A 2,948-nucleotide genomic window follows, 5' to 3' on the forward strand; every position below is an offset into this window, starting at 1 on the left:
AGCCCCGCTTCGGGGCTTCGGGCTCAGGGGTTCAGGGGTTAGCGCCCCGTGTTCGTGGTGACAGCCGCTACGGCAGGTTCCGGGCCATCACGATCCGCTGGACCTGGTTGGTGCCCTCGTAGATCTGGGTGATCTTCGCGTCCCGCATCATGCGCTCCACCGGGTAGTCGCGCGTGTAGCCGTATCCGCCGAGCAGCTGGACCGCGTCCGTCGTGACCTCCATCGCGACGTCCGACGCGAAGCACTTGGCCGCGGCACCGAAGAAGGTCAGGTCGCCGTCGACGCGCTCCGACTTCGCGGCGGCCGAGTAGGTGAGCTGGCGGGCCGCTTCGAGCTTCATCGCCATGTCCGCGAGCATGAACTGGATGCCCTGGAAGTCGCCGATCGGCTTGCCGAACTGCTTGCGCTCCTGGACGTATCCCTTGGCGTAGTCGAGTGCGCCCTGCGCGATGCCGATGGCCTGGGCGGCGATCGTGATGCGGGTGTGGTCCAGGGTCTTCATCGCCGTGGCGAAGCCGGTGCCCTCCTCGCCGATCATGCGGTCGGCGGGGATCCGGACGTTGTCCAGATAGACCTCGCGGGTCGGGGAGCCCTTGATGCCGAGCTTCTTCTCGGGGGCGCCGAAGGAGACGCCCTCGTCGGACTTCTCGACCACGAAGGCGCTGATGCCCTTGGAGCGCTTGGCGGGATCGGTGACGGCCATCACCGTGTAGTACTCGGAGACGCCCGCGTTGGTGATCCAGCGCTTCACACCGTTGAGCACCCAGAAGTCGCCGTCGCGCACGGCCCTGGTCTTCATGCCCGCCGCGTCCGAACCCGCGTCGGGCTCGCTCAGACAGTACGAGAACATGCCGTCGCCCTGGGCGAGGCGGCCCATGTACTTCTTCTTGAGGTCCTCGGAGCCGGAGAGGATCACCGGGAGCGAGCCCAGCTTGTTCACGGCGGGGATCAGCGAGGAGGAGGCGCAGACGCGGGCCACCTCCTCGATGACGATGACCATGGCGAGCGCGTCGGCCCCGGCGCCGCCGTACTCCTCGGGTACGTGGACGGCGTGCAGGTCGGCGGCGGTCAGCGCGTCCAGCGCCTCCTGCGGGAAGCGGGCCTCCTCGTCGACCGCGGCGGCGAACGGCGCGATCTTCGCCTCGGCTAGGGCACGGACCGAGTCGCGGAGCATGTCGTGCTCTTCGGCCGGGCGGTACAGGTCGAAATCGGGCGAACCTGCCAAGGTCACTCACTCCCCAGGATGCTAACTACCGTTAAGTAACCCAATTTTAGGGGCTGCCCGCGTCCAGGGATACGTGAGGTTGGCGACAGGTTCGCGGCAGGGCGGGCCGGGAGTGCGCGACAGGGCCGGAGCAGGGCGCCGAACGGCCCGGCTATGCTCGGGCGCGCACCCGATCCCGTACGCCCCCTGGAGCTTCCGATGGCCCTGAAAATCACCGTGATCGGTACCGGCTATCTCGGTGCCACCCACGCCGCGGCCATGGCGGAGCTGGGATTCGATGTGCTCGGCCTCGATATCGTGCCCGAGAAGATCGAGATGCTCTCGCAGGGGCGCGTACCGATGTACGAGCCCGGCCTTGAGGAGATCCTCCAGCGCCATGTCGCGGGGATCGAGGGGTCCACCGGGCGGCTGCGCTTCACCACCTCGTGGGAGGAGGCGGGCGAGTTCGGTGATGTGCACTTCGTGTGCTGCAACACCCCGCAGAAGCACGGTGAGTACGCCTGCGACATGTCGTACGTCGACAACGCGTTCCGCTGGCTCGCCCCGCATCTGAAGCGGGACGCGCTGGTCGTCGGGAAGTCGACCGTGCCCGTCGGCAGCGCGGCCAGGCTCGCCGGGGTGCTCCGGGAGCTGGCGCCCGCGGGTGAGAGCGTGGAGCTGGCGTGGAACCCGGAGTTCCTGCGCGAGGGCTTCGCCGTCCAGGACACCCTGCACCCCGACCGGATCGTCGTGGGGGTGGAGAGCGCGGGGGCCGAGAAGCTGCTGCGCGAGGTGTACGCGGGCCCGGTGGGCGAGGGCTCCCCGTTCGTGGTGACCGACTTCCCCACGGCCGAGCTGGTGAAGACGGCGGCGAACTCCTTCCTCGCCACGAAGATCTCCTTCATCAACGCGATGGCCGAGGTCTGCGAGGCCGCCGACGGCGATGTCGCGAAGCTGGCGGAGGCGCTCGGGTACGACGAGCGCATCGGCAACAAGTTCCTGCGGGCCGGAATCGGCTTCGGCGGCGGCTGTCTGCCCAAGGACATCAGGGCCTTCATGGCCCGCGCGGGCGAACTGGGCGCCGACCAGGCGCTGACCTTCCTCCGTGAGGTCGATTCGGTCAACATGCGCCGCCGCGGCCACATGGTGGAGCTGGCTCGCGAGGCGGTGGGCGGCGGTTCGTTCCTGGGCAAGCGGGTCGCGGTGCTCGGCGCGACCTTCAAGCCGGACTCGGACGACGTACGGGACTCCCCCGCACTGAACGTCGCGGGGCAGATCCACCTCCAGGGCGGCCAGGTCACCGTCTACGACCCCAAGGGCATGGAGAACGCCCGCCGGCTCTTCCCGACGCTCGGTTATGCGGAGAGCGCGCTGGACGCGGTGCGCGGCGCGGATGTCGTCCTGCACCTGACGGAGTGGCGCCAGTTCCGCGAGCTGGACCCGGCGGCGCTGGGCGCGGTGGCCTCCGAGCGGATACTGCTGGACGGCCGCAACGCGCTGGACCCGGCGGCGTGGCGGGAGGCCGGCTGGGTGTACCGGGCGATGGGACGGCCGCGGGCCTAGGGTCTGCCGGACCGGGACGGGCCGGACCGGTCCGTCCCCGGGTCGCGTCCGGAAGGGCGACCGGATGTACGCGGACCCGCCCGGAACCCGTGTTGCGCCGCCCGCCGCCGGGGGGCCGGGGTGGGGGGGGGCGGCGGGGCCGGGCCCCGCGGGGACCATGGGGGGTGGAGGGGGGCGGTGT

At 70.3% G+C, this 2,948-nt stretch carries 2 protein-coding genes; one reads left to right on the plus strand and one right to left on the minus strand.

Features of this window, described 5'->3' with window-relative positions; all coding sequences use genetic code 11:
* Positions 1-67 precede the first annotated feature (67 nt).
* Entirely contained in the window at positions 68-1,225 is a 1,158-nt protein-coding gene (locus ACFXBC_RS25105; protein WP_385028620.1) for an acyl-CoA dehydrogenase family protein, read from the minus strand.
* A 198-nt stretch (positions 1,226-1,423) separates the two neighbouring features.
* On the opposite strand from ACFXBC_RS25105, the gene ACFXBC_RS25110 reads away from it, so the two are divergent.
* Positions 1,424-2,767: a UDP-glucose dehydrogenase family protein gene (locus ACFXBC_RS25110; RefSeq protein WP_385028624.1), complete on the plus strand. Its 1,344-nt coding sequence runs from the start codon at positions 1,424-1,426 to the stop codon at positions 2,765-2,767.
* The last annotated feature ends 181 nt before the right edge of the window (positions 2,768-2,948 follow it).

Origin of the sequence: Streptomyces sp. NPDC059398 (assembly GCF_042751845.1) — a bacterium.
Taxonomy (GTDB): Bacteria; Actinomycetota; Actinomycetes; order Streptomycetales; family Streptomycetaceae; genus Streptomyces.